Here is a 20552-nt window from a genome sequence, read left to right on the forward strand (position 1 = left end):
GGCATTTGCGTATCAATGAACCCGTTTTTTATTCAAACATTCGTCGTAGGCTACCGTCGCATACATTGCGTGAAAAAAAGATCAACGCCTCACAACGCTTCGCGGCACGGCAACTTGCCGGGACAGGCTTGGGTCGAGTTGGCGTCCCAATTCACAAATCAACAGCGTGATCGAGTCGGCGTTGCGAAGTATGACGTCGATGCGCTTGTCCGGTAAAATCGGATCGAGAAAATCATCGCGAGCGTGATCCATTGTTCTGGCGCCGGTTATCTTCAGGATCTCCCGGGTGGTTTCCTTGTACCCCGGCAACAGTTCCATCTTCTTGTAGGTGTTGTCCCTGCTGTCCCACTGCGTAAACAGTTTTGACTTTGGCGTTGTCAATGAAAGCCCGTTGAGTTGCAAGTCCTTTTGCCTGTCGTACTGCAACTTTCCTGAATAAGTCGCCGTTGAAATCAAGTCCAGAAATGGCAGCGAGGCGTCCAGGTAGATGAAGTCGAACGTATTGAACAACTGATGAGAAATTTCGTGGATGAAGGTCGCTCCCTGGGCATGGGCATCGACATTGAAGAATGACGGGACGACGGCCTTGTACCAATCCAGGCCCATGTCGAAGAAAAACTGCGTGATATAGATTCTTCCGACGGCCGCGGGCTCAAGTACGAAGGCGGTCGCTCTGTCTTCCAGGTGCTTGAGGTGACCGACCACGATGCGGTCGGCATTTTGCAGCTCCCAGGATGGATCGGCCAATGCCCGGCATATGGGCGAGATCGCCGCCTCTATCTTGCCGATCAGACGGGCGTCGACCTTGCTGACTCCAAAAAACAACTTGAGAAAATTATCCAGCCGAGAGCCCGTCAGCGGTCGTTGCTTGAATTGATCGAAGTTGTGAAGGGCATTGAATGAATAGAACCTCGCGGTCTCCAGTGCCTGGACAATCATATTGGCGCGGTGCGGATACTTTCTGCGTATCTCAGGCATTCCCCGCGCTTCGATATTCAGCGAACCCTTGGCCTTGAAGTCGCTGTAGGTGACGGCCATTTTCGACCCGGCTTTGCCAAAGCGTATGGTCTGGCGCTGTGGGTCGAGTTCCCATGCCAGGCCGTCAGGCGACTTTTTCAATAACGGCCCCTCGCCGTACTCATGCACGATTCGCCAGGTTTGGTTGGCTCGCGCCACCTGGAAGACTTTGCCGGCGAGGGGCACATACCGCCTGCCATTTTCCAGTGCCTGGTAGGTTTTCTCGATCGGGTCTCTTTGCAAGTTCGCCAGGCTGATGCCTGAGGCCTCGAAAACGTTCAGGTCGGTCCGGATCTGGGCGGTGGAGGCGATGTTCTTCCAGTTGCCCGCCGGTGTCGCGCCTGGCGGGAGCGGTTCCATGGGATCGAGAAGACCGAATGTATCTTCACGATTGATCATGCCCAGCGACACCATTTGCGCGGCACCGGCGATAAAGTCGTGCAAGCCTGTTTTCCAGTCATGCTGCTGCAAGGCTTCGGCTGAACGCTTGAAGTCCTGGTAGCTTTCCCAGAGCGTTTCGATAAAAGTCAGTTTGCCCGACAACTGCTCTCCCACTAACTGGACGCCGGAGCTGAATAGGTGCAGGACTGTCCTCCAGTCAAACTGGCGGTTTTCATTGGTTTGTGTGGTCAGCATGTCCAATAACAATGTCGCATTGTCGTCGAACAGGGTGTCGAGCAGATGGGTCTGGATAGGATTCGAGGCCAGGGTGATTTCCGATCGCTGCCCGAGCGTGGCGGCGAACAGGTTTCTGAAAGTGGCCTGCTGGTTCTCGGGAAGCCGGCGAATCAGCAGATCTTGAAGTGTTCCAGAGATATTGAATGCGGCAATAACGCTTTTTTCGTCCTTGAACTCGGTAAAGCAATGACCCTCATGGTAGGGCGAATACAGGACCTGAGGGCTTGTTGCATCGACGCTTGATCCGATCAAGTACAGCCCCAGCGCCTTGACCGGCACCGCGCCAGCGGTCTTGATCAACTCCAGGGGACGAATAAGCGCGTGGGCACCTTCAACCGCTTTGCGGGCGATGGCATCGGGCATGTCCATCACCTGGCGGATCAGGTCAAAAGCCGGGGAGCTAAGGTGTTGTTGTAGATGGCGAGCGTGAGCGTGCTGCAGCAACTGCCAGGGTAATTGTTGGCGGAAAGCTGTTTTTCTTTGCAGGACATGCGCAGTGGTGCCGGACAGTTGTTGCGCGACATATTTTTTATAGTCGGTCGAGATATTCAATGAGGACAACATCTGCCTGACAGCGGTTTCGTTCAGGCCGTCCGGTAGCTTCTGCGTGGACGTCGAAGACACTTTGAAGCCTTCCCGGGTCACTTCGATGTGATGCAAGGCAAAGTCGGTGAGCGAACTGGCCGGCCCGACGATGGCAAGGTTCGGTGTGATCTGGAGGGTGTCGGGGTCAAGGTCCTTTGCAGCGAAGCGTGCGCTCAACAGCGCTTTGAGTTTGTTACGCACATAGGTTCGCAGCGGTTCGATACCGTCCAGATAGTCCTTGCCATCGGCCACGCTGTTTTTATATTGCTCAAGCAATTCAATGTGCAGGCGCTGGTCTTCAAGATCGGCGGTACCGAGCCAGGCGGGAAGTTTCTGTTGCCATCTGTTGGCCTGGGCGATGTGTGTGGCGCGCTTGAGGTTGGTGGGCGCGCCTTTGGCCAACATTGCCTGGAGGCTTTTTAATAGTGCCTTGCCGGTCAGTTGCCAACTTCCGGCTTTCAATGTGCTCAGATAACCCTGCTCGGCCTCGAAGTGCCTGATGAACGAACTCATCCGATTCACCAGCACGTTATCTTCGATCAGTTCGTACGCCTGGAGCTGATAACGCCCATGGGGCTTGCGTTGGTCGGGCGTGAGGTTGGTGAGCAAACCAAAGCGCTTTCGGGAGTCGAGTAAGTGTCGATTCAGTTGCCGGGTGGCCACTTCCACGGACGAAAAGGCCTGCAAGCCATCGGCGGGCGTCCAGAGGATTGCCATGCCCGAGTAGGGTGTATCGAGTCCTCCGCGTTCGGTTAATAGAAAACAGTTGGCAAGGGGCAGGTAAGCCGTTCGACTTTCTTCGCTGCAGGCCAGCGTCAACGAATAGACATCCGGCCGAAACCCCCTGACACCGATACGTTGTGAGCGGTCCGGATATTCTGAATCGTAGGCAAAGACTGTTCTGATCAGCTCATTCGCAATCGCCGGCAGGCTCGCGTTGAGCTCCCTAAGTTCGGCTTCGGCGCGTATGCCCAAGGAAAAAACATTGGTCAGTTCAGGCAGTAACTGCCGGAGCCCATTGTGCAGCGAAACGCTATGGGATGCCGGCAACCGAGTAAAGAGGCCATCGAAAGCCTTCTCGACATCGGTATAGCTCTTGACCTTTCTTTGCAGTTGATCGGCCATGAAATTGGACGGACGCAGACTTCCATGAAAGGTGGGGTGAGTCCCCCAATGTCCGGCGGTTGGCTGACTCAGCAGGTTTTTGTTGATGAAGCTGCGTACGTCCAACGCTTTGTCAATGAGTGAGTGAATGTCGACGTCGCCCTGGCGAGACATTTCCAGTGCGTAGTGGAGATTATCTTTCTGCTTTTTGATGATGGCGTTCGCCAGGGATTCGGACACCGGCAAGTCCAGTGTTTCGCCCGAGATCTGTGGCGCGTCAAAGCGCAGGAAACGGTTGCGCTCTTCCAGTCCCAAGAGGTTATAGAGTGCTTCTTTTTGCGCAGTGCCTGCGGAGTTACCCAACAGCGCTTCCTTGAAACCTAGATGGTTGTCTATCTTCTGTAGGCCATGAATGGGGGTGTAGAGATAGTTTCCTTTGGCGCTGATCATCAGGGAGCCTGCAAGCTCTACATAATGCGGCTCGTACTCCCAGAGACGAATCGTTTCGATGAACAGCAGCGTCTCGTCCCGGCGGGAGGCCCGAAACAGTCGGAGCAGTTCACGACTTTGTTCATCCGTCAGTTGCCTTTTTTCCCGCTCGACCAGGATCGCTGCCCAGAGCCCATCGTGGATGACTTGGGAAAGCAGTGTGCGCCGAGACATGTAGAAGCGGGCCGTTGTGTTTTCCCAGAAGGTATCGATGCAGCCCAGAAGTGTTGGAATCAGTTTCCTGGCCGTGTCCTTTATGATGTTTTCCCATTGCTGCGGGGTGTAGGACGATGGGAGCGCACCCGGGTGAGTCAGGTCGATGTCATGCCCGGGCGGCCAGCCTTGATTATGGAAGTAGCCCAGCACGGCGTCGCTCAGTGGAATGCTTTCGGTCACCTGAATTGCCTTTGGATCGCCCAGGTGAGTGCCCTTGCTGAATGCCACGCGGATCTGTCGATGATCCAGGTCCGGCAGCGCCTCGTTCAATACCTGGTCAAGCATCGATCGTAACGAGGGCAGTTTGATCAGCTCGTTCACTATGGTCTGGGCATTGAGGCTCTGGGCGTATTCGATGGATTTGAGCTGGGTCTGGAAAACATCCTCTTGGATGAGTCGCCGGGTCTGTTTGATGTCGGTCGTGCTGTTCAATTCGCTGCGCTGGGAAATCGACAAGAGACGAAACAGGTTGTCGCGTTGCGCAGTGTCCTGGCGCATCTGGTCAATCTGTTCTTCGAGGGATGCCAGGTTGTCGAGTTTTTTGATTCCACCACTGGGCGTGTAGAGAAACGCCGGTTGGGTGCTCGCTGCGCTGCGGTTTGTCGAGCTGCTGAGGGCAAGGCAGCCGGCCAGTGCTATGGGCAGTTTTTCCTCGGCTTGCAACAGAATCGTTTCGGCGAACATCGGTGGTGTCTGCGCCGTGCGCTGGGTGTGGCTGGGCAGGGCGATATGGTGTAACCAGTCGAGGTCTGCCTGCGTCAGCCCGTGGGTGGCGGGCAATTCGTCCAGGCGATGGGCGTCCAGTACCTCGGGAAATAAAAGGGGGGTGGTTTCAGTGAGCATCGTTGCTTCTCGATCAAGGCGCCTCAAGGCGGCGCGAACGTGGAGGAAGCCGCCAGACTAGGCAACGATGAGTGGGGCAAGGTGGTACATAGTTACCGCACGCCGGGCCTCAGGCCTGGCAGACTGGAACATCGATGCAGCGGACCTACCGCTACCGCGAGCAGGCTCGCTCCCACAGGAGAGCTGCGGCGCTATCGCGAGCAGGCTTTGCTCCCACCGCGAAGCGGTGTTTAATCACCTGCCGGTCCTTTACGCTGTTGCTACCTCCAACAATCATTCTGGAGCTTCAGATGTCTGCGCCATCCGATCATGCCGCTTCTTGCCCCCTGTCCTTCGATGCTCTGGTGAACCTGCTGGAGAAAATTTTCCTGCGTCATGGCACGTCGACCGAAGTCGCTCGGTGCCTGGCTGAAAACTGTGCCGGGGCCGAGCGCGACGGCGCCCATAGCCATGGGGTGTTTCGCATTCCTGGTTATGTCTCGACGCTCAACAGCGGTTGGGTCAACGGTCAGGCCGTGCCGACGGTCGAAGACGTCGCCTCAGGGTTTGTCGCCGTAAACGCCGGCAATGGGTTTGCCCAGCCAGCCCTGGCCGCCGCGCGACCATTGCTGGTGGCGAAAGCCCGCAGCGCCGGTATCGCGGTCCTGGCCATTCGAAACTCCCATCACTTTGCGGCCCTCTGGCCGGATGTCGAGCCGTTCGCCTATGAAGGCCTGGTGGCATTGAGTGTGGTCAACAGCATGACGTGTGTGGTGCCCCATGGCGCGGACCGTCCATTGTTCGGCACCAATCCCATTGCCTTCGCCGCACCACGGGCCGACGGTGAGCCGATTGTCTTCGACCTCGCCACCAGCGCCATTGCCCACGGCGACGTACAGATTGCGGCACGCAAGGGCGAGTTGTTGCCGCCAGGAATGGGCGTGGACAGCCTCGGCCAGCCGACCCGCGACCCCAAGGCGATTCTCGAAGGCGGAGCGCTCTTGCCCTTTGGCGGGCACAAGGGCTCGGCGTTGTCGATGATGGTCGAGTTGCTGGCGGCAGCCCTGACTGGCGGCAACTTTTCCTTCGAATTCGACTGGCACAACCATCCGGGCGCCAAGACCCCGTGGACCGGTCAGTTGTTGATCGTGATCGACCCGAGCAAGACCGCCGGGCAAAACTTCGCCGAGCGCAGCCAGGAACTGGTCAGGCAGATGCATGGCGTCGGGTTGCGGCGCTTGCCGGGAGACCGTCGCCATCGCGAACGCAGCAAATCCAATGAGCATGGGATTAGCTTGGACGAACAGACCCTGTTGCAGTTGCGCGAGTTGGCGGGAATTTGAACCAACTTGCTGTGGCGGCCAGCCTGGCTGCCACTGCCTTGCCGTGACACGCTGGGCCAAGCCTTCTACTATGACGGCTTATTTTCTGTGGAATCGCCTGGATGAGTAAGCCCGGCCAAACGGTGCTGGTTGCGCTGCGCAAGATGATCGCCTCGGGCGAGTTGGCCGCTGGCGAGCGCCTGATGGAAATACCCACGGCCGAGTTGTTCGGCGTTTCGCGCATGCCGGTGCGCATGGCGTTCCGTACCTTGGAGCAGGAAGGGTTGCTGGTGCGCTTCGGCGGCCGAGGTTTCCAGGTGCGTTCGGTCAGTGCCGAGCAAATCGCCGGGGCAGTGGAGGTGCGTGGCGTGCTGGAAGGCCTGGCGGCACGGCAGACGGCTGAGCATGGTTTGTCTGAAGAGGCCCGCGCGATACTCGAGCAATGCCTGGTGCAGGGCGATGAACTGTTCGCCAAGGGCTATGTGACCGAGGACGACCTGGAGGTCTATCACGACCTCAACATGCGCTTTCATCAGGTGATCGTCGAAGGCAGCCACAACCCGGCGATTGCCGATGCCCTGGCTCGCAACGATCATCTGCCATTCGCCTCAGTCACCGCCCTGGCGGTCGATCGCCAGAACATGGCCGGCGAATTTCGCCGCTTCAACTATGCCCATATGCAACACCATTCGGTGTTCGACGCCCTGATCAACCGCCAGAGCGGCCGCGCCGAGGCAATCATGCGCGAGCATGCCAACGCGACCCTGCGCTACGCCGAAGTGTTCGGCTCGACGCTGGCTGACGAACGGATGACAGTGATTCTTCGTTCGGAGTGAACAGCCGCCGTTGCGGATGACTGCTGAATTTGTGCCCCCCTATGAATATGTATTCACCCAAGCCCCCTGTGGGAGCGAGCTTGCTCGCGATAGCGGCGTGTCAGCCACTATCAATACTGCCGAACCGACGCCATCGCGAGCAAGCTCGCTCCCACAATGTCCGGTGTTGGATCCAGAACGATCAGACGACACAAAACAACTGTGGGAGCGAGCTTGCTCGCGATAGCGGCGTGTCAGCCACTATCAATACTGCCGAACCGACGCCATCGCGAGCAAGCTCGCTCCCACAATGTCCGGTGTTGGATCCAGAACGATCAGACGACACAAAACAACTGTGGGAGCTAGCTTGCTCGCGATAGCGGCGTGTCGGCCACTGTCAATGCTGCCGAACCGACGCCATCGCGAGCAAGCTCGCTCCCACAATGCCCGGTGTTAAAGGTCAAGTACCAGCACTGGCGTCCTGGATCTGGAGCAACACGGGGTGAACTGGTCGTTGCAGGCCTGTTCAGCCTCGGTCAGGAACATGTCCCGATGCTCGGGTACACCTTCCAGCACACGGGTCAGGCAGGTGCCGCAGACACCTTGTTCGCACGAGATCGGGATCTCGATGCCATGGCGCTCCAGCGCCTGCACCACACTGCAGTCCGCCGGCACGTCGAACACTTGGCCGCTGCGGGCCAGCTTCACCGAAAAACTGCCGTCGGCACGGGTGTCGGCAGGGACGGCGGCGAAGTATTCGCGGTGCAGGCAGTCTTCCTGCCAACCCTGGTTCTTGGCGGTGTCGAGGATGTGTTGCATGAATCCGCCGGGGCCGCAGACGTAGAGGTGCAAGTCGTCGCTGGGCGCGGCCAGCACCTTGGTGGCGTCCAGCTGGGTGTCAGGCTCTTCATCGAAATGCAGGAAGACCTGGTCGGCGTAAGGGGATTGGCGCAGGCGCTCGACAAAGGCCGCGCGGTCCCGGGAGCGGGCGCAGTAATGCAACTCGAACGCCGCACCGCTCTGGGCCAGGTGCTCGGCCATGCACAGGAGCGGCGTAATGCCGATGCCTCCAGCGAACAGCAGGCTGCGCTGGGCTTGCGCAGCGAGAGAGAACAGATTGCGCGGTTCGCTGATGTGCAAGCGCATGCCTGGCTGGACCACCTCATGCAGGCTGCGCGAACCACCGCGTGACGCCGGGTCCTTGAGCACGCCGATGAGGTAGCGATGCCGCTCCTCGGGATGGTTGCACAGCGAGTACTGACGAATCAGCCCGCCAGGCAAGTGCACATCGATATGGGCGCCGGCGGTGAAGGCCGGTAGCGGCTCGCCATCGACACGCGTCAATTCGTAGCTGCAGATATCGAGGGCTTCGTTGTGTCGCGCCGCGACCTGGACTTCGATCATGGCCGTTGCTCCACCTGTTGCGGTTGATGACTGCTGGCAATCAACCCGGCCTGTGCTTCCCGTTCCCGTGCGATCCAGCGCTCCAGCACCCGGCGGGACTGTACGCCGCCAGCGTCGATGTTGAGCTTGAGCAAGTTGCGTTGCGGATGGTCCAGCAAATTGCGCTGTTGGCGTTCGAGCATTTCCAGGTCTTCACTGAAAATCTTGCCTTGGCCTTCGCGAATCGACGCAGTGAGGGCTTCATCCTGCGGTTGGAAGTGCCGGGCCATGCCCCAGAAGTACCAGATCGAAGTCTCGGTCTCCGGCGTGATGAAATCCACCACGATGCTCGACGCCTTGAATTGCGGTGCGGCGTGATAACCGCCGTTGCCGGCATGGGCTACGCCGACTTCGATCAGTACATGGCTGGGCGGGGTGAAACGGCAGATCTGCCAGCGATCCACCGGCACGTCATCGGCCAGGTTATTGCCGCGTAATGCCATGCGCCAGAACGGCGGGGCCATGATGTTTTCCATGTGCCGGGCAGTGACCACTTCATCACCGTCGACCGTGGTTACCGGCGGTGCCTCGTCGATTTCCTTCTGGCCGATGCTTGAGGCGTGAACGTAGGTTTCGTGGGTCAGGTCCATCAGGTTGTCGATCATCAGGCGATAGTCGCACTGGATATGGAACAGGCCGCCACCGTAGGCCCATTCATCGCTTTCGGCCCATTCCAGATGATGGATCAGCGCCGGGTCGGCCAGCGCCTGGTCACCGGCCCACACCCAGATGAACCCATGCCGTTCCTGCACCGCATAGGTCTTGTTGCAAGGAAAGCCTCGTACCCGTTGCCCCGGCATCTCGACGGTCTTGCCGTCGCAGCCCATCACCAAACCGTGATAGCCGCACACCAGGTTGCCGTTTTCGACATAGCCCAAGGAGAGCGGGGCGCCGCGATGGGGGCAGAAGTCTTCCACCGCCGCGACCTTGCCTTCATGCCCCCGGTAAAAAACCATCTTTTCACCACAGATCTGGCGACCCAGGGGCTTGTCGACGATTTCATCGGGGGTGCAGGCAACGTACCAGGCATTTTTGGGGTACATGAGGGATCTCCAGGCGGATGTTGTTCTTGTCTGTGGATCCATTAACACTCTTAACTAATTTCGTTGTCAACGGTTTTGCGGTGAAAATGGATGGTTGGTTGCATCAATGGATCCATTGGCGGGCTGTTGGTGCACGCTCAGAACCGATAGGGCGCCGACACCCGGGCTTCAATGAACCGCAGCAGGTGCGCTATGGTTCGCAGAGCGAAGTATTCCTCGACCTGCTGGGGCGGGTGCCTGATTGTCTCGGGCTTGCTGTTGCACAACACGGAGTGATCCATGAAAACCAAAGCGGTACTCACTGAGCAGGATGTTGCGCAGTTGCTGGTGGCGGCCAAGGAGCTGGCGCACCAGCGTCAATGGGCGGTGTCGGTCTGCGTGGTGGACGACGGTGGTCATCCCCTTGGGCTGTTGCGCCTGGACGAGGCCTCGCCGCTATCGGCCTATATCGCCACCGAAAAAGCGCGCACGGCCGCCATGGGACGGCGCGACAGCAAGGTCTTCGAGGACATGATCAATGGCGGTCGTTACGCGTTTCTCAGCGCTCCGCACCTGCAAGGCATGCTTGAAGGCGGCGTGACCATTCGTCATGACGGCCAGTGCATTGGTGCCATCGGGGTGTCTGGGGTCAAGGCTGAGCAGGATGCTGAATTGGCTCGTTTGGCGGTGGAGACGGTATTGCCGGCGATCACTCCGGATGCCTGAGGCGGCCACAAACCTGTGGGAGCGAGCTTGCTCGCGACAGCGGTGGAGCGTCACAGATGCATCTACAGACCTTACACCACCGCGAGCAGACCCGGACTCCACAAGGTTTGCACAAATCTTCCAGATACTCAGCTCATCAGCAGTTAATCTGCCAAGAGCACATTCACCAAGCAGGATAGGGCATGACCACGCGCAACTGGATCGATCTCAAGCAGGACGCCACGTCCGGTATCGAGACCGTGCGCGCACATTTCGAGGGGCATGCCTATGATCCCCACTGGCATGACAGCTATCTGGTGGGCGTGACCGAGCAAGGCGTGCAGCAGTTTCATTGCCGCCGCCAGCAGCACAACAGCACGCCGGGCAAAGTGTTCCTGCTTGAGCCCGGCGAGCTGCATGACGGCAACGCCCCTCACGACCACGGGTTTACCTACCGCACGTTGTACCTGGAGCCTCAATGGCTGGAGCGTGAATTGCGTTCCTTGTTTGACGTGGCGCCGGACAACGCGCAACTAGGGTTTGCCGCGACGCTGACGGACGATGCGCGGCTGGCGAGTGCCACGGCCATGGCCTTCCAGAGCCTGCACGAGCAGGAGATCCGCATCGTGCGCCAGACGGCCCTCGATACGCTGTTGGCCAACCTGACCCAACACCTGCACTGGCGGGCGCGCATCAACCCGGATCCGCGGCTGCCATTGGTGGCGCAGCAGGCCCGGGATTATCTGCACAGTCACTTAAGCGATGACGTCGGACTGGATGACTTGGCGCAAGTCACCGGTGTGGATCGTTTCCGCCTGACCCGGGCGTTCAAGGCGGCTTTCGGCCTGGCACCCCATGCCTATCTGATCCAGTTGCGCCTGGCTCGCGCCCGGCGCCTGCTGGCGCGTGGCGAGAGTGCCGTGGCGGTGGCGGCCATGCTCGGTTTTGCCGACCAAAGCCACTTGGGCCGCTGGTTCCAGCGCGCCTATCGCCTGAGCCCGGCGGACTATCGCAAGCGCTGCTCAATTGTTCCAGACTGACCACGGCTTCATGGGGATGATCAAGCGATCGATCAATCACCGAGATGTTGCTCCATGGACCAGTTACTGCCGTTTGCCTTGTTCGCGTTTGTCGCCTCCATCACCCCGGGCCCGACCAATATCCTGGTCTTGAGCCATAGCTCGCGCTTCGGCCTGGCAACCACCGTGCCGATCATCCTCGGTGCCTGCGCGGCGGCGGCCTTGCTGGTGCTGTTGGTCGGCACCGGGTTGGGAGACGTGCTGGTGCGCCATGCCACGATTCAGACGCTGCTCTCATGGGCGGGCATTGCCTGGTTGAGCTGGATGGCCTGGCAGATTTTCAGCGCACCGGCCGAGGCCATCGACCCGGACCGACCGGTCGAAGGCCCGCGGCTGGGCCTGGCGGGGGCTGCCGGGTTGCAGTTGGTGAACCCGAAAACCTGGATGATGGCGTTGGCGGTGGTCAGCGTTTTCGCGGGGACGGAGGCCGACCGCACCGTGCGGGTCCTCTGGCTGTCCCTGGCATTCTTTGCCATTTCGATCCCGTGCATGACCGTCTGGGCCTACCTTGGCCGCGGCGCTGCACGGTTCTGCCGTTCCGCCGTGGCGATGGGACGGTTCAATCGGGTCATGGCGGTGATGCTGCTGGTATCGGCGTGGTTGACCTTGGTGGTCTGACGTCGGGATCGTTGTAGGAGCTGCCGAAGGTTGCGATCTTTTGATTTTGATTTTGATCTTTCGCTCTAGACTCAATTGGCGTTGGAAAGATCGCAGCCTCGTTGCACTCGACAGCTCCTACACAGGCCAGGCCAGGTCAGTGCTCAGGGGCTGACTTGAAGACCAGGGCCTTGAGGCCACACGCCAGATCGATATCTGGAAATTCCGGCGGATTTTCCAGGCGTTTCTCGAAGACCAGCCCCGGCGCTTGCTGGGTAACGCCGTCGATGAGGAAATCCGCGCCGGTGGCCGGGTCGTTGCTGCAGGCCAGGACGGTACCGTGCGCCATCAGCAGTTCCGGCAGGCGGCGCAGCACCCGCTGATAGTCCTTGGTCAGCAGGAAGCTGCCTTTCTGGAAGGTCGGCGGATCGATGATCACCAGGTCGTACGGGCCACTGTTGATCACCTTGCCCCAGGACTTGAACAAGTCGTGGCCGAGGAAGCTCACCTGGCTCAGGTCGTGGCCATTCAATCGATGGTTGTCGCGACCTCGGCTCAGGGCCGCCCGGGACATGTCCAGATTGACCACATGCTGCGCGCCGCCTGCGATGGCCGCCACCGAGAAACCGCAGGTATAGGCGAACAGGTTCAGTACCCGTTTGCCCTCGGCGTTGGCCCGGACCCAGTCGCGGCCATAGCGCATATCGAGGAACAGGCCGTTGTTCTGCTTCTTGCCCAGATCGATCCGGTAACGCAGGCCGCCTTCGGTCAGGGTCCATTCATCAATGGGCTCGCCCACCAGCCATTGGGTGAGGCTTTGCGGCAGGTAGCGGTGCTGCACTGCCAGGGTATGGGCCTGGCTGTGTTGCCAGGCCGGCGACTTAGTGAGCGCCAGGAGTGTCGCGCTCAAATCGTCCAGGTACGTGGGTTCCGGCTCCTTGAACAGCGAGACCAGCACCACCCCTTGCAACCAGTCGACAGTGATTTGCTCCAGGCCGGGCCAGCAGCGCCCGCGGCCATGAAACAGGCGCCGGGTTTCTGCTGGCACCGACTCCAGGGCTGTCAGCAAATGGGCGTGAAGGGTTTGGAGGGCTACGCAATTCATTCAGGCAACGCCAGGGATTCGAAAGGCCGGCATTTTAACCACAGACCCACCCGACGCAATCCCTGTGGCGAGGGAGCTTGCTCCCACTCGGCTGCGAAGCAGACGCATCAACCACCACTGGTAGCCAAAATACTGGCAACCTGTTGCGGTTGGCAGTTGAGATACGCCGAACGCTTGAGCCAACTTGGGTCCGGGTACCAGGAAAACATGAATTGACCGCCCTTGAGCTTGTCGATCACCTGGCGCGCTACCTGGGGGCGTACGGCAGGGCAGCCCTGGCTGCGCCCGATACGTCCCTGGCGCACGCTCCATAACGGGTTCACGTAGTCAGCGGCATGGATCACGATTGCCCGATCACGAGCCTGGTCATTGAAGCCCGGCTCCAGGCCGTCCATGCGCAGCGAATAGCCGTGGGTGCCCTGGTAGCTTTCCTGGGTGCGAAACAGCCCAAGGCTGGATTGGTAGCTGCCCAGGCGATTGGAAAATTGCGTGGCGAAATTTTCCCCGGATTTCTGCCCGTGGGCCACCAGGTCACGCAATACCAATTTCTTCTGGCGCAGGTCGAAAATCCACAGGCGGCGGGCCGTGGAGGGTTGCGAGTAGTCGATGACCGCCAGGTGGCGGGCCTGGCTGGCACCATTGGCGACCGCGCATTGCATGGCGCTCAAGGCACTTTTGAGCGCCAGGGGATTGAGTTCCGGCGCTGCGTGGGCGAGGCTGTTGTAGAGCGTTTGCGAATTCGTCTTCTTTTCGGCCAGTGCCGGGCTGCAAATGATGCCCAGGCCCAGCATGACCAGACAGCATCGGCGCAAAAAGCCCTGTACAGGCGAAGCGTTTCCAGCGTGGTGTTCGTTCGCGGCATCCCGTCCGATTTCGTTTGTTTGCATGATGGCGGGTCGTACCTGTCGCAAAATTCACCGTCAACGAGACGGCCATGGAGTGGAGTAAAGCAGTTGTTCAAAAAGTCCGCATGTTACCTGAGCCTTTTATTGCTCACTGCGCCATTGGTCGCGACAGCCGAAGACAGCGATCCGGCGCTCGTGCAGACCACGCTGGCGCAATGGGCGGTCGCGTGCCCGGACGTCGCGGCGGGTGCCGGCTTTCCGACGGCGCTCGACTTGCAGGCGTTCTATCAGCAAAACGCAGGCCAGCTGGTCTGGACGGACGACGAGCGACGGATGGCGTTGCAGGTCCAATTGCAACAACTGGCCGACGACGGCCTGGATCCGACCCGCTATAACCTGCCGGTCGAGGGCGCAGCCCAAGGTCCTCATTGCGCCGACATCGCCATCAGCCAACGCTACCTGCAAGCCTTGAATGACCTGCGTTTCGGCTATTTGTCCCAAGACCGGCTGGAACCGGTATGGAAAGCCGCACCGCCGCCACAGGATCACCAGGCCGTGGTGCTGGCCATCGCCGGGCTGGGCCTGCAGAACGTCGCCAGTGCCTTTGAGCAGGCCAGGCCGAACCTGGACCTTTATCGCAACCTGCGCGGCCTTTATGCCCGGCTGCGGCAACAGCCTTTATCCGACTGGCAACCTGTGCCCGGAGGGCCGCTGCTGCAACCGGACAAGCAGGACGCCCGCGTACCCGCCCTGGCCCAGCGACTGTTCAACGAAGGTTACTTGAGTACGCCACCGTTGGTGACCGACGAGCACTACAGTCCCACGCTGGTGGATGCGATGAAGAGCTTCCAGCTCCAGCACTCGCTGCAGGCCGATGGGGTGGTGGGACCGTGGACTGTGACCGAGCTGAACATCAGCCCGGCCATGCGCCGCGAGCAGCTGCGCATCAACCTGGAACGCATGCGCTGGCTGGCCCAGGACGTGGAGGCCGATAGCGTGCTGGTCAACGTGGCGGCGGCCCAACTGACGGTTTACCAAGGTGGCGCGCCGGTCTGGCAAACCCGCGCTCAGGTGGGCCGTGCGCAACGGCAGACACCGTTGCTCAAGTCGCACATCACGCGACTGACGCTCAACCCGACCTGGACCATCCCCCCAACCATCATGCGCGAAGACAAACTGCCTGAGATCCGCCGCGATCCGGAGTTTCTCAACCGCTATAACCTGCGGATCCTCGACAGCAATGGCCAGCCGTTGCTGGCAGAGGATATCGACTGGGAACACCCGGGCAACCTCATGCTGCGCCAGGACCCAGGTCCGAAGAACCCGTTGGGTAAAATGGCGGTCCGCTTTCCCAATCCGTTTTCGGTGTATCTGCATGACACCCCGAGCCAGGCGCTGTTCAGCAAAGGCCCGAGAGCCTTCAGTTCAGGCTGCGTGCGGATCGAGCAAGTAATGCACCTGCGCGACCTGCTGGTAAGCCCGGCCGAACGCACACGCACCGACACATTGCTTGCCAGTGAGTTGACCCATGAATTCAGGCTGGCCCGGCCCGTGCCGATCTTGCTGGGGTACTGGACGGCCCAGGCGGACAGCCAGGGCCAGGCGGTGTACATCCCGGATATCTATGGGCGTGACGCGACACTGGCTGCCGCCCATGGGCGCGCGTTCTGAGCTCAGGCGCATGCAGTCGCGCGCGCACGCGTGCTTTCGTCGAGCGTGGCGAACAAGCGCTGGCCGATAACGCTAGCGGCCTGCAAATGCTGGTGCGGGTCGGCGGTTTCCGATTCGAGCAAACGTTGGGAACTCACCACGCGGGCGCCGCAGTAATCGAAAATGCCATGGTCGATCTGCGTGGTCATCGCCTCGCCGTAGCCGTGGCGCTGGAAGCTGTCGGCATCAGCGCCACCGACTGCCACCAAGTGCACCCGCAAGTGCCGCAGTTTCTGGATAAAGGGCTTGTCGAGACTGAAGTCGAACGCCCAACCGTTGGAGAACACCCGGTCGATCCAGCCCTTGAGCAGCGCCGGCATGGACCACCAGTAAATCGGATAGACCAGCACCAACGCGTCGGCACGATCGATCCTCGCTTGCTCGGCCAGCACATCCGCAGGCGGCGAGGCTTCGCGGCGGTGAACGGCATGGTCGGCGAGGCTGAAACGCGGATCGAAACCTTCGGCGGCCAAGTCGGCGATCTCGAACGTATCGGCGGGGTTGGCGCGGGTGATGCCCTCGGCGATTTTTCCGGCCAGGCTGTGGGTGAGGGAGCGCGGGTCGTGATGAGCCACAACGATGAGTGCATGCATGGCGAAACTCCTTCTGGTCACGAGGTCTTGAAGACAGGTATGCTTAAGTTACGGTTAGTAAGTTACGGTTAGTAAGTTACGGTTGGTATAGTTAGCATGTCAAGCACCGAAGAACATTTGCAGCCTTCACCTCGTCGTCGTTTATCCCGGCCTGACCGGCAGCGCCAATTGCTGGAAGTCGCCTGGCGACTGGTGCGCGAGGAGGGCAGCGACGCTTTGACGCTGGCGCGGCTGGCGGATCAGGCGGGGGTGACCAAGCCCATCGTCTACGACCACTTCATCACTCGGTCCGGGTTGCTGGCGGCGCTGTACCAGGATTTCGATGCCCGCCAGACCGCGCTGATGGACGCAGCCCTGGACGCCAGCGACGCGACCCTGCAAAGCCGGGCGGCGGTGATTGCTTCTTCCTACGTCGAGTGCGTGCTGTTGCAGGGCCGAGAGATCCCCGGGGTGATCGCGGCATTGACCAGCTCGCCGGAGTTGGAACGCATCAAGCGCGAATACGAGGGGATTTTCCTCGACAAGTGCCGCGCCGTGCTGGAGCCGTTCGCTGGCACGAAGGGCGTCAGCCAGGCTGGCTTGCGAGCGATGCTAGGGGCGGCGGAAGCACTGTCCAATGCCGCCGCCACCGGGGAAATAAGCGCTGCCGAGGCGAAGGAAGAGCTACTGGTCAGTATCGTTGCGATGGTCACCAGGACCGTCGACACCTCTTCAAGCTGAGCCACCGCTATCGCGAGCAAGCTCGCTCCCACAGGAAATTTCGATTCATTGTGGCGAGGGGATTTATCCCCTCGCCACAGATTCATCTTCTCAAGTGAACAGCATTGCGCTCCCACAGGAATATTTACGGTGAACACTGTGAAAATCCGGGTGGGCGGTGGTTCAGGATTCTTGCCGACAGGTTTTAAAGGCTGCACTTTTATGAAGCCGCAAGCGGGCTGATCGCACCATCGCAAGGCAGTTGTCGGTGCTTGGGAAACGGTGGCAGGCGCCGGTCAGCTTGCGGTGGCTGAGCTGGCGTCTTCGCGCGCAGGCCCGCCCCCACAGGGGATTAGCAGTAAATGCGCATCCGTGAATAGCGGGGATGGATGAGGTTTGGCACGCTCGCTGCAAGAGGCTATTCAGGCCCGCCGCGAACACAGTCGAGTGGGCAGCCCCGTCGGTCAACGAAGATCGAGTGCCAGCAGGTCGGGGGACAACAGTAGGTCAGGGCGCAGTCGCCGGGCCGATACCGCACAGAACAGGCAAAGACGCCTGGAACCGCAAGGTTTCAGGCGTCTTTTTTTTGCTTTCAAAATCGTGATGGGCTTTTGTCGGGTGCTTTTTATGAATTCCAACGTTGCTTCTCTGAACAAGCTGCAAACGCTGATCGTGATCGGCAATGGCATGGTCGGCCATCACTGCGTCGAGCAACTGATCGAGCGCGGTGCCCTCAATCATTACCGTGTGCATGTGTTCAGCGAAGAGCCGATGCGTGCCTACGATCGTGTGCACCTGTCCGAGTACTTCTCGGGCCGCGATGCCGAGTCCTTGGCCCTTGGCGAAGCTTCGTTGTACCAGACCCCCGGCGTCACTTTGCACCTGGGTGTGCCGGTGCTGGACATCGACCGTGACGCGCATCAGGTGGTGACCGCCCATGAGCGCCTTCACTACGACAAACTGGTACTCGCCACCGGTTCCTACCCGTTTGTGCCACCGATTGAAGGCGCTGAAGGCGATTCGTGCCTGGTCTATCGCACCCTTGCGGACTTGGACGCGATCCGCGCTGCCGCCAGCAACGCCCGTCGTGGCGTGGTGGTCGGTGGCGGCCTGCTCGGCCTGGAAGCGGCCAACGCTCTCAAGACCCTGGGCCTGGAGGCCCACGTGGTGGAATTCGCCCCTCGACTGATGCCGGTGCAACTGGACCCACAGGGCGGCTTGGCCCTCAAGGCCCGTATCGAGAAGCTGGGGGTCGGCGTGCACCTGTCCAAGGGCACCCAGTCCATCAGCGCCGGTGAGCAGTACCGTTATCGGATGAACTTCGGCGACGACGATTTCCTGGAAACCGACCTCATCGTGTTTTCCGCCGGCATCCGTGCCCAGGATGCCTTGGCTCGCCAAAGCGACCTGCAGATCGGCCCGCGCGGTGGCGTGGTGATCGACGATCATTGCCAGAGCAGCGACCCCGACATCTACGCCATTGGCGAATGCGCGGCCTGGAACGGCAGCATTTTCGGCCTGGTCGCCCCGGGCTACCAAATGGCCCGCAATGTCGCGGCCCGACTGTGCGGTGAAAGCGCGCAAGCCTTCACCGGCGCCGACATGTCCACCAAGCTCAAGTTGCTGGGTGTGGACGTTGGCTCCATCGGCGATGCCCATGGCAACACGCCGGGTTCGCGCAGCTTCCAATTCATCGACGAAACCAGCGCCAGCTACCGGCGACTGGTGGTGGACGCCGACGGCAAGCGCGTGATCGGCGCGGTGCTGGTGGGTGATAACAGCTACTACGACACCTTGCTGCAATACATGCAGAACGGCATCGCCTTGCCCAAGGACGCTGCCAGCCTGATCCTGCCCTCGTCCGAAGGTGCCCCGACCCTGGGGCCGGCGGCGTTGCCCGACACCGCGACCCTCTGCTCGTGCCACAACGTCACCAAGGGCTCGATTTGCTCGGCCATCGACGGCGGCTGCACCGATCTTGGCCAGCTCAAATGCGACACCAAGGCCGGCACCGGTTGCGGCGGTTGCGCGGCCCTGGTCAAGCAAGTGTTCGAGCATGAGTTGACCGCCCGTGGCGTCAGCGTCGACAAGAGCCTGTGCGAACATTTCGCCTACACCCGCCAGGAGTTGTATGCGCTGGTGCGGGTGGAAGGCATCATCAGTTTCGCCGAGCTGCTGGCCAAGCACGGCCGCGGCCACACTGGCTGCGACCTGTGCAAGCCGGCGGTGGGCTCAATCCTGGCGTCGTGCTGGAACCAGCCGATCATGGACCCGTCCCTGGTGCCATTGCAGGACACCAACGACACCTTCATGGCGAACATGCAGAAAAACGGCACCTACTCGGTGGTACCGCGTATTGCAGGTGGGGAAATCACCGCCGACAAGCTGATCGCCATCGGTGTGGTCGCCAAGAAATACGACCTCTACACCAAGATCACTGGCGGCCAGCGCATCGACCTGTTCGGCGCCCAGTTGCACCAGTTGCCGGACATCTGGGCCGAGCTGATCGAAGCCGGTTTCGAAACCGGGCATGCCTACGGCAAATCCACGCGCACGGTGAAATCCTGCGTGGGCAGCACCTGGTGCCGCTACGGCGTGCAGGACAGCGTGCAGATGGCCCTGACCATCGAGGATCGCTACAAAGGCCTGCGCTCGCCGCACAAGCTCAAGTTCGCGGTGTCCGGTTGCACCCGCGAGTGCGCCGAGGCCCAGAGCAAGGACGTCGGCGTGATCGCGACCGAGAAGGGCTGGAACCTCTACGTGGCCGGCAACGGCGGCATGCGCCCGCGTCACGCCGAGCTGTTCGCCACGGACCTGGATGACGCCACGTTGATCCGCTACATCGACCGTTTCCTGATGTTCTACATCCGCACCGCCGACAAGTTGCAACGCACCTCGGTCTGGCGCGAAAGCCTGGAGGGCGGCCTGGAATACCTCAAGGACGTGATCATCAACGATAGCCTGGGGTTGGGCGCCGAGCTCGAAGCGCAGATGCAACTGGTGGTCGACCGTTACGAATGCGAATGGGCCAACGCCCTCAAGGATCCGGACAAACTCAAGCGTTTCCGCACCTTCGTCAACGACGGGCGCGGCGATCCGGATGTTCATTTCGTCCGGGAGCGCGGCCAGCGCCGGCCGGTTCACGCCCACGAACTCCACCTGATTCCCGTTACCGAGGAGGTGCTCTGATGAGCCTGTCAAACGTCGTTCGTATTCCTGTGCGCGATGTCGCCCAAGAACCCTTGCAATGGCGGGCCCTGTGCAGCCGCGAAGACCTGGTGCCCAACTCTGGCGTGGTCGCCTGGCACGACGGCAGCCAAGTGGCGTTGCTGTACCTGCCCGAGCATCCGGACAAGCCGCTGTACGCCATCGACAATCGCGACCCCAAGTCTGGCGCGAACGTCATCGGCCGCGGTTTGTTGGGCAGTATCAAGGGTGAGCTGGTGATTGCCTCGCCGATGTACAAGCAGCATTTCCGCCTGGAAGACGGCCACTGCCTGGAATACCCGGAACAAAGCCTGCGGGTATGGCCGGTGCGGCTCAATGGCGATGTGGTGGAAATTGGCGAAGACTGATCGGAGCCATCGGGTGACTTGAAAACCGCATGAAGACCTGTGGGAGCGAGCTTGCTCGCGATGGCGTTGGGTCAGCAGCATCAGCATTGACTGATACACCGCTATCGCGAGCAAGCTCGCTCCCACAGGAT

16 protein-coding genes are annotated in these 20552 nt (G+C 60.4%); 10 read left to right on the forward strand and 6 right to left on the reverse strand.

Translation table 11 applies throughout. The features are described from left to right. Window positions 1-81: 81 nt before the first annotated feature. On the reverse strand, window positions 82-4932 hold the full coding sequence (locus KI237_RS14350) for a dermonecrotic toxin domain-containing protein (RefSeq protein ID WP_212800373.1): 4851 nt from the start codon (window positions 4930-4932) through the stop codon (window positions 82-84). Between the two features lie 290 nt (window positions 4933-5222). Between KI237_RS14350 and KI237_RS14355 the strand changes: the two genes are divergently transcribed. Beyond that, window positions 5223-6254, forward strand: coding sequence for an Ldh family oxidoreductase (locus KI237_RS14355; protein ID WP_212800374.1), 1032 nt, complete (start codon window positions 5223-5225; stop codon window positions 6252-6254). A gap of 101 nt (window positions 6255-6355) precedes the next feature. After that, on the forward strand, window positions 6356-7069 hold the full coding sequence (locus KI237_RS14360) for a GntR family transcriptional regulator (RefSeq protein ID WP_003202123.1): 714 nt from the start codon (window positions 6356-6358) through the stop codon (window positions 7067-7069). Between the two features lie 432 nt (window positions 7070-7501). Here the strand turns inward: KI237_RS14360 and KI237_RS14365 are convergent, their stop codons facing one another. Both KI237_RS14365 and KI237_RS14370 read right to left on the reverse strand, forming a co-directional pair. After that, window positions 7502-8452 (reverse strand): PDR/VanB family oxidoreductase, encoded by a 951-nt coding sequence (locus tag KI237_RS14365; RefSeq protein ID WP_212800375.1) that lies wholly within the window; start codon window positions 8450-8452, stop codon window positions 7502-7504. Beyond that, the gene (locus tag KI237_RS14370) at window positions 8449-9534 is read right to left on the reverse strand and encodes a Rieske 2Fe-2S domain-containing protein (RefSeq protein WP_212800376.1); all 1086 of its coding nucleotides are present in this window, start codon (window positions 9532-9534) and stop codon (window positions 8449-8451) included. The genes KI237_RS14365 and KI237_RS14370 overlap by 4 nt, the downstream gene beginning before the upstream one ends. A 17-nt stretch (window positions 9535-9551) precedes the next feature. Between KI237_RS14370 and KI237_RS14375 the strand changes: the two genes are divergently transcribed. The 4 genes from KI237_RS14375 (at window position 9552) to KI237_RS14390 (ending at window position 11915) form a co-directional block, all read left to right on the forward strand. Continuing rightward, window positions 9552-9839, forward strand: a complete 288-nt coding sequence (locus KI237_RS14375) for a hypothetical protein (protein ID WP_212800377.1) — start codon at window positions 9552-9554, stop codon at window positions 9837-9839. Further along, a complete protein-coding gene (locus KI237_RS14380) occupies window positions 9814-10239 on the forward strand; it encodes a GlcG/HbpS family heme-binding protein (protein WP_212800378.1) in 426 nt (141 codons plus the stop codon). Before KI237_RS14375 ends, KI237_RS14380 begins: the two co-directional genes overlap by 26 nt. A gap of 182 nt (window positions 10240-10421) precedes the next feature. Beyond that, window positions 10422-11258 (forward strand): AraC family transcriptional regulator, encoded by an 837-nt coding sequence (locus tag KI237_RS14385; protein WP_212800379.1) that lies wholly within the window; start codon window positions 10422-10424, stop codon window positions 11256-11258. 54 nt (window positions 11259-11312) lie between these two features. Beyond that, window positions 11313-11915 (forward strand): LysE family translocator, encoded by a 603-nt coding sequence (locus KI237_RS14390; RefSeq protein ID WP_212800380.1) that lies wholly within the window; start codon window positions 11313-11315, stop codon window positions 11913-11915. A gap of 136 nt (window positions 11916-12051) precedes the next feature. Here KI237_RS14390 and KI237_RS14395 read toward each other — a convergent pair whose 3' ends face one another. Then, window positions 12052-12999: a class I SAM-dependent methyltransferase gene (locus KI237_RS14395; protein WP_212800381.1), complete on the reverse strand. Its 948-nt coding sequence runs from the start codon at window positions 12997-12999 to the stop codon at window positions 12052-12054. A gap of 107 nt (window positions 13000-13106) precedes the next feature. Next, window positions 13107-13790, reverse strand: coding sequence for a murein L,D-transpeptidase catalytic domain family protein (locus KI237_RS14400; protein WP_212800606.1), 684 nt, complete (start codon window positions 13788-13790; stop codon window positions 13107-13109). Between the two features lie 162 nt (window positions 13791-13952). Here KI237_RS14400 and KI237_RS14405 point away from each other — a divergent pair, with 162 nt between their 5' ends. Beyond that, the gene (locus KI237_RS14405; protein WP_212800382.1) at window positions 13953-15515 is read left to right on the forward strand and encodes a L,D-transpeptidase family protein; all 1563 of its coding nucleotides are present in this window, start codon (window positions 13953-13955) and stop codon (window positions 15513-15515) included. Window positions 15516-15517: 2 nt separating this feature from the next. On the opposite strand, the gene KI237_RS14410 is transcribed toward KI237_RS14405, so the two are convergent. Continuing rightward, entirely contained in the window at window positions 15518-16147 is a 630-nt protein-coding gene (locus KI237_RS14410; RefSeq protein ID WP_212800383.1) for an NAD(P)H-dependent oxidoreductase, read from the reverse strand. Window positions 16148-16243: 96 nt separating this feature from the next. Here KI237_RS14410 and KI237_RS14415 point away from each other — a divergent pair, with 96 nt between their 5' ends. The 3 genes from KI237_RS14415 (at window position 16244) to nirD (ending at window position 20421) form a co-directional block, all read left to right on the forward strand. Then, complete coding sequence (locus KI237_RS14415; RefSeq protein WP_212800384.1) at window positions 16244-16867, forward strand: TetR/AcrR family transcriptional regulator; 624 nt, start codon at window positions 16244-16246, stop codon at window positions 16865-16867. Window positions 16868-17473: 606 nt separating this feature from the next. Beyond that, window positions 17474-20035, forward strand: a complete 2562-nt coding sequence (gene nirB / locus KI237_RS14420) for a nitrite reductase large subunit NirB (RefSeq protein ID WP_212800385.1) — start codon at window positions 17474-17476, stop codon at window positions 20033-20035. After that, window positions 20035-20421 carry a nitrite reductase small subunit NirD gene (gene nirD, locus KI237_RS14425; RefSeq protein ID WP_212800386.1) on the forward strand — a complete coding sequence of 129 codons (387 nt, stop codon included), beginning with the start codon at window positions 20035-20037 and terminating at the stop codon, window positions 20419-20421. The genes nirB and nirD overlap by 1 nt, the downstream gene beginning before the upstream one ends. Window positions 20422-20552: the final 131 nt, after the last annotated feature.

This window comes from Pseudomonas sp. St316, from assembly GCF_018325905.1.
In the GTDB taxonomy this organism is placed as follows: domain Bacteria; phylum Pseudomonadota; class Gammaproteobacteria; order Pseudomonadales; family Pseudomonadaceae; genus Aquipseudomonas.